Origin of the sequence: Nostoc favosum CHAB5714 (genome assembly GCF_020829495.1) — a bacterium.
GTDB classification, from domain to species: domain Bacteria; phylum Cyanobacteriota; class Cyanobacteriia; order Cyanobacteriales; family Nostocaceae; genus Nostoc; species Nostoc favosum.
The window spans coordinates 1-5,466 of sequence record NZ_JAIVFQ010000191.1 but is presented as its reverse complement, the minus strand read 5'-3'; the positions used below and the strand labels follow the sequence as shown (position 1 = coordinate 5,466).

7 protein-coding genes and 1 pseudogene are annotated in these 5,466 nt (G+C 45.6%); 3 read left to right on the top strand and 5 right to left on the bottom strand.

The features are described from left to right. Positions 1-250: 250 nt before the first annotated feature. Together LC586_RS39410 and LC586_RS39405 are read right to left on the bottom strand one after the other, a co-directional pair. The gene (locus LC586_RS39410) at positions 251-601 is read right to left on the bottom strand and encodes a hypothetical protein (RefSeq protein WP_229491217.1); all 351 of its coding nucleotides are present in this window, start codon (positions 599-601) and stop codon (positions 251-253) included. After that, on the bottom strand, positions 598-807 hold the full coding sequence (locus tag LC586_RS39405; RefSeq protein ID WP_309143437.1) for an ISAzo13-like element transposase-related protein: 210 nt from the start codon (positions 805-807) through the stop codon (positions 598-600). The genes LC586_RS39410 and LC586_RS39405 overlap by 4 nt, the downstream gene beginning before the upstream one ends. 97 nt (positions 808-904) lie before the next feature. Here LC586_RS39405 and LC586_RS39400 point away from each other — a divergent pair, with 97 nt between their 5' ends. Then, positions 905-1,696: an IS5 family transposase gene (locus tag LC586_RS39400; RefSeq protein ID WP_229491215.1), complete on the top strand. Its 792-nt coding sequence runs from the start codon at positions 905-907 to the stop codon at positions 1,694-1,696. 60 nt (positions 1,697-1,756) lie between these two features. Here the strand turns inward: LC586_RS39400 and LC586_RS39395 are convergent, their stop codons facing one another. The 3 genes from LC586_RS39395 to LC586_RS39385 all read right to left on the bottom strand — a co-directional run bounded on the left by LC586_RS39395 (position 1,757) and on the right by LC586_RS39385 (position 3,615). After that, positions 1,757-2,224 (bottom strand): GNAT family N-acetyltransferase, encoded by a 468-nt coding sequence (locus LC586_RS39395; protein WP_229491214.1) that lies wholly within the window; start codon positions 2,222-2,224, stop codon positions 1,757-1,759. Further along, positions 2,202-3,218, bottom strand: coding sequence for a hypothetical protein (locus LC586_RS39390; RefSeq protein ID WP_229491213.1), 1,017 nt, complete (start codon positions 3,216-3,218; stop codon positions 2,202-2,204). The genes LC586_RS39395 and LC586_RS39390 overlap by 23 nt, the downstream gene beginning before the upstream one ends. Positions 3,219-3,369: 151 nt before the next feature. Continuing rightward, the gene (locus LC586_RS39385) at positions 3,370-3,615 is read right to left on the bottom strand and encodes a helix-turn-helix domain-containing protein (RefSeq protein WP_199345100.1); all 246 of its coding nucleotides are present in this window, start codon (positions 3,613-3,615) and stop codon (positions 3,370-3,372) included. A 148-nt stretch (positions 3,616-3,763) separates the two neighbouring features. On the opposite strand from LC586_RS39385, the gene LC586_RS39380 reads away from it, so the two are divergent. Together LC586_RS39380 and LC586_RS39375 are read left to right on the top strand one after the other, a co-directional pair. Next, entirely contained in the window at positions 3,764-4,891 is a 1,128-nt protein-coding gene (locus LC586_RS39380) for a hypothetical protein (protein ID WP_229491212.1), read from the top strand. A 105-nt stretch (positions 4,892-4,996) separates the two neighbouring features. Beyond that, a pseudogene (locus LC586_RS39375) lies at positions 4,997-5,368 on the top strand (IS66 family transposase); the annotation flags it as partial. Between the last annotated feature and the right edge of the window lie 98 nt (positions 5,369-5,466).

Below are 5,466 nucleotides of genomic sequence, written 5' to 3'. Positions count from 1 at the left end.
TCTCGGCGTTTTTTTGTGAGTTTTTTACCGATTCTCAATTAATCTTAGCGATCGCTTCCGCCTGCCCACTTGAGTAAATTCATATATAGCAACCTTTTTGGGCTTTCCTATCCGTCGAACTCACGTTGAATTAGAGCGATTGCATTAAGAAACGCGATCGCCTTTTGCGATGAATAAAAAGTTGCCACAGCATTACGGAAGTCGCTTTGAAGCTCGTTGCCGACTGCCGCCCGATCAAGAGATATGCTGCCTAGAGCTTGCTCCGGTCACTGGCTAGGAGCAAGAAAATATTAGGCTTCGCCAATAAGAGAGTGAGAGTGTTGTGGCAAGCCACAACGTCAATTAGTACACAAATCAAAAGGCGATCGCTCTGGTCTGGACAACTACTGCGATCGCCTCTGTTCCTATTACGGAGATGACTATTATGCCACAAGTTGCAACAACTGTAACCCCTTGCGTCAAAGTTGAAGAATTGAGAGTAATCGAAATCAGCTTCTACGACCACGAAAGACACTCGCAACGATTTAGGATTTTCATCTGATGCTTGATTCTCCCGCAACACATTCTCGAATATGGCATCTGTTTGCGGAATTTTTTTCAATGGCTTGGTTTTTTGTGTTTTTTTAGGCGATACCCCAGGCGATTGAGAATCTCTCCCAAGGTTTGACGAGACGGCAATTTGCTATCTTCGTAGCCTTTTTGACTCACTAATGCCTCTCGTACCGCTCTAGCACTGATGCGGGCATATAGAAAGGTTGATTTAAATTTGGGGTCTGCCTGGGACTGAGCATCCACTAATGAACGAATATCTGCTTCTAAGAGGATGTTTTAAAAGTGGGGGGCAATTGTAAGAAAGCTCACAAGGCTTAAGCTGAGATTGTAAGCATCAGCACCTTGTGAGCAAATGACTAAAGCATATCGTAGTAACCTGAGTTGGGAACAGTGGGAATTGATTGAAAAAGAGTTTCCCTTACCGAAAACAGGGGGTCGGCCTCGTAGGATAGCTATATACACCGTTGTCAATGCTATTCTCTACGTACTTTGTGAAGGATGTACTTGGAGAGGATTACCAGGGGATTTTCCTGCATGGTCTACTGTTTATGGTTATTTTTGGAGATGGAGCCAAGATGGAACTTGGTTAAAAATTCACGACAAATTATACCAATGGACTCGCGTGGCAGCAGGACGTGAACCTAGCCCGTCAGAAGCAGCAGTCGATAGTCAATCGGTGGAAACAGCAACCATGATATCCCAAGAGGTAGGTTATGATGCAGGCAAAAAAATACACGGTCGTAAACGACATCTGAGTGTGGATTTACTAGGACTAGTTTTACGAGTGTTAGTTACCTCTGCAAGCCTTCCAGAGCGCCAAGGAGCAAAACTTGTCCTCAAACGAGTTCATGATACGGGAAATCAGGTAAAGCGGTTGCACACTATTTGGATGGATGGAGGATACCGAGGCGAAGAATTTATGCGTTGGGTGATGGATATGTTTCGCTGGATTGTGGAAATTGTGCTTCGACCCTTGGAAAAGAAAGGTTTTGTCCATTTACCAAAGCGCTGGGTTGTTGAGCGAACTTTTGGTTGGCTTAACTGGTGTCGGCGTTTAAGTAAAGATTATGAACGACTACCAGAAACCTCTGAGACTTTTATTTACATTGCGATGATACGTCTTATGGTCAGGCGACTGGCATAATTTTTGACTCACTTCGACTTTTAAAACATCCTCTAAAATTGCCACATAAACTTGAACACTTCAATAGAGCTTTTTCGTCATAAATACGCTGTTCGGGTCATCAATGTATTCAGCAAAGGGGCCTCGGTACTCAAACCCATACCGTGTATACAAGGCTCGTGCTGAAGTGAATTCTGGAATTGCCCCTGTTTCTAAATTTAAGCAATCGTAACCACGCCATTGGGCTTCTTTAATAATCTGTTCCAGAATCTTTGAGGCGACACCCCTACGTCGGTGAGCCTTGACGGTACGCATTGATTTGATTTCACCGCTTCTTGAATCTAGTTCTTTCAATGCCCCGCATCCAACCAGTTCTTCGACATCCCAAGCCGTCCAAAAAGTAATATCAGGCGAACGCAATGCCTCTATATCAAGAGCATGAACGCTTTCGGGTGGGGTAATCTCATGCATGTTTTTGAGATGTTCCCTCAGAAGGTCAGCAATATTTTTACCTGTCAAGTCATCTTCACGAATGTGCAATCGGCTCATTTCCTTCATTAACCCCATATTCCTGCTCAATCACACTTAACAGCTTCTCCTCCACAGCAGTCAAATACGGGCGCTTCAACTCCCCCAAGTGCTTCAGCACAGCACGAGCAGCTTCTTCTAGATTCTCATTGTCCCGTAGTCGATTAATGCGATCGCTAATCAACTGCATCTGCTGACATTCCGCAGGCAGATAGTTCAGTGGTTTGAGGTGGGCGATTCTTACAGTATATTCTCCATCCCAGGTTGTCACTGTGCAACTGAATTCTCCAACGTGGTTGACAATGCCCCAACACCCGCCCTTACCTCTGAGTTCTGGGTTGTCTTTTGCAAGAATTTGACAGACTTCGCCTAACTGGTAGGTGTTTGGTACTCTGGTTCGCTCAATAGTGCGCTGCACCACATCCTTCACAATCCTACCACTTGGAACTTTACCACCCGCTTCCTCTACTGCCTTCTGCCAAGCTTCTCTTTGCACTTCTGGCTCTAAAGAAACCAAAGGGCGTACTTGACGTTCATTATTTGGCAGAATTTGTAAACCATTGGTTAACATTTTTGGAGTCTGTAATTCATCCGTAGCTATTTCCTCTTTTTGTAAACCATTGGTTAACAAATTGTCCATGACTGTCGCTGCGGCAATCTTGTAGCTGGCTGCTATCCGCGTGTAACCAAACCTTTGCTTGCAATATTCTTCAAAGGTTTTGTGAGTTGAACGGTACAATTTGCGATCGCCTACGGCGGGGCGAAGCCCATCGCGCAATTCGGAGAGTGCCTTGCCTGCCTCAAAAAACGCCCGCTCCACTTTCCTCTCCAAGTGTAGGCGATCGCTCTGCTCCTGCTCGGTCAACTCTGGAACTTCAACAGCCGTAACCGTAATTGTTGCTGAACCTGGGTCTTCTTGCTGGGAAATATCCTTGTTTGCAGAGCTAGCTGCTGATGTTGAATTGTTAGATGTGGCAGAGGTGGCTTTGTTTTGTCTAGAAGGTGGTTTAGGCATGATTCCACCTTTCTAGTTCAATGAGATTTTCTCAGAGTCAATTGCAACGTAAATTCTGGATGTAACTGATAACTGCATAGGCGTAGCCCAACCCAGGCATCGCTTCTCTAATAAGACAGAGGGGAGAGCAAGAGGATTAATAGTATGAAGGTCAATCATCAAACTGTACCCCTAAATCTACACCCAGCACCTCTTCAATTTTCCGAAGAGTTTCTTCTGCTACACCACCTAAAACAGCTTCCGCCTCTAACTGATACCAATAGTTACGAGATATTCCAACTTCTTTGGCCATCTGTGTAACTGGCCGCCCCCTAGCTTCTCTGGCCTGTTTAATGCGATCGCCCAATCCAGGAACATCAACTTCTAGCTTAATAATCCGTCTTACTTTCACAGTCATAGTCATAACTCCAATTCTAAAAGTATATGTTAATTGTCAACTAAACAGTTAACAACTTGTTAATTAACAGATTACACTATTAGGTATAAAGAAAGCGCCCCAGACTGGTAATCGAAGCGCTTTCCGTCCCGTTAGGAACTGATTCATTATGACTCACATCATCTACAGCCATCAACAGCTGCAACTGAAATCAATTGCCCGACTCAAGCAAATCTACAGCGAAACGCAAAGCACAGTCGAAGTAAGCGACAAACGCTCTCTAGATTCTTGGATTAGCGCGATCGCTGAATATCAAGCAAGTAAGGTTCAGAAACTCACCCCTGCTACCCCTGACAACCAAGCCACAGCCCAAGCCGAACTAGACCACTTCATCGCAACCCAAGCCCAAGCCATAGCTCCCGAACCACTGACAACCGTAGAAATCAACTTCTACCACCACGAGGTCTACTTTGGCAAAGAACTGATAGCCTACATTGCTTATGACCACGATGATTTAGTAACCCAACCGTGGCTAGTCATGGTCAACGGCGTAGAGAAATTCCGCGCTACCACCCCCACCAGATGCCAACGCTACATCCAGTGGCATCACCAAGACGGAACTCTCAGAGAAACATTCCCTGCACCGCTTGAAGTAGTAGAAGCCCCAAACATTCTCGAAATCTCCTTTTATGACCAAGAGGCGTTCGTGGGCGACAAACTCGTAGCTAGTATTAGCTACGACCACGACAACTACCAGAACCTGTACTGGCGAGTACTAGTAAACAACGTTGAGATTTTCCGCGACCTCTCAGCCGCTAGATGCCACAGCTATATCAAGCAACAGTACCAGCAAGGTACGCTACCAGTGCAGGAACAGTTACCAGAAGAAGAAGCAGAGGGGCAGGGGGCTACTAGCAAGGGAGAAGAAATTTCCCCCCTGCACCCCGCCCCCTGCTCCTTGTCCTCTTCTACCACTGGTAACGAAGTCATGGCGCAGATTTTCGATGAATGTGAGAAATACGGCTTTGAAATTCTCGACGATGGGATTTATCAGAACGAAGTGAAACTGGGCGAGGTTGGCTGTACTGACGGCGGCTGGTGGGTGATGCGTACTGGGGAATGTCAGCAAATGCCATGTGATTCGGCAATGGAAGCAGTTTGGTGGCTATCGATGGTGGACGTGTCTACTGATGGTAAATCCATTTTTGATGAATATTTTTTAGAGCAACCGTTAGAACAGCTAACTGGCGATAAATTGCAACGACTGCTGGAGAGAGCGGAGTTAGTTACGGCGTAATTATTCCCATTCTAGGCGTAGGCGTAGCCCGCCGTAGGCATCGCTTGATAACTGCGATCGCCTTTCACCACATTTTCAACAATCCCCATTAAATCAATGCCAATCAAGTCTTGCTTACAAGAAGCCGCCAACTACTCTGTTGGTTACAAAGAGAAAACTCCTTTTGCAAAAACTGTCCGTACGTGTCGGCAAATTTTAAAAGTTGAACCAGGTTTATGGTTGTTTGTCGATTTTGAGGGTGTGGAACCAACGAATAATGAGGCCGAGAGAGCAATACGCCCTGCTGTTATATGGCGGCGTACCAGTTTTGGTTCTCAAACTAAAGCAGGTAGTAACTTTGTGTCTCGTCTGTTAACTGTTGTCACTTCCCTCAAGTTTCAACGTCGCAACGTATTGGAGTTTATGGCATCAGCTGTGGATGCCCAACGTAATGGTACTGAAACTCCTTCTTTATTGCCTTCATGTGAAAGCGGATGACAAGCAAGTCATGAATGCTGCTAACGGGAGCAATTCCTTATACAAATAAAGCCCTTGGGTTGTGTTCGCCCACAATCAAGGGTGTTCCTTACTGTGAG

What these genes read in the sequence shown, in the direction of transcription:
- LC586_RS39385 (WP_199345100.1), bottom strand. Translation starts at nt 3,615, where the DNA reads ATGACTGTGAAAGTAAGACGGATTATTAAGCTAGAAGTTGATGTTCCT.
- LC586_RS39380 (WP_229491212.1), top strand. Translation starts at nt 3,764, where the DNA reads ATGACTCACATCATCTACAGCCATCAACAGCTGCAACTGAAATCAATT.
- LC586_RS39390 (WP_229491213.1), bottom strand. Translation starts at nt 3,218, where the DNA reads ATGCCTAAACCACCTTCTAGACAAAACAAAGCCACCTCTGCCACATCT.
- LC586_RS39395 (WP_229491214.1), bottom strand. Translation starts at nt 2,224, where the DNA reads ATGAGCCGATTGCACATTCGTGAAGATGACTTGACAGGTAAAAATATT.
- LC586_RS39400 (WP_229491215.1), top strand. Translation starts at nt 905, where the DNA reads ATGACTAAAGCATATCGTAGTAACCTGAGTTGGGAACAGTGGGAATTG.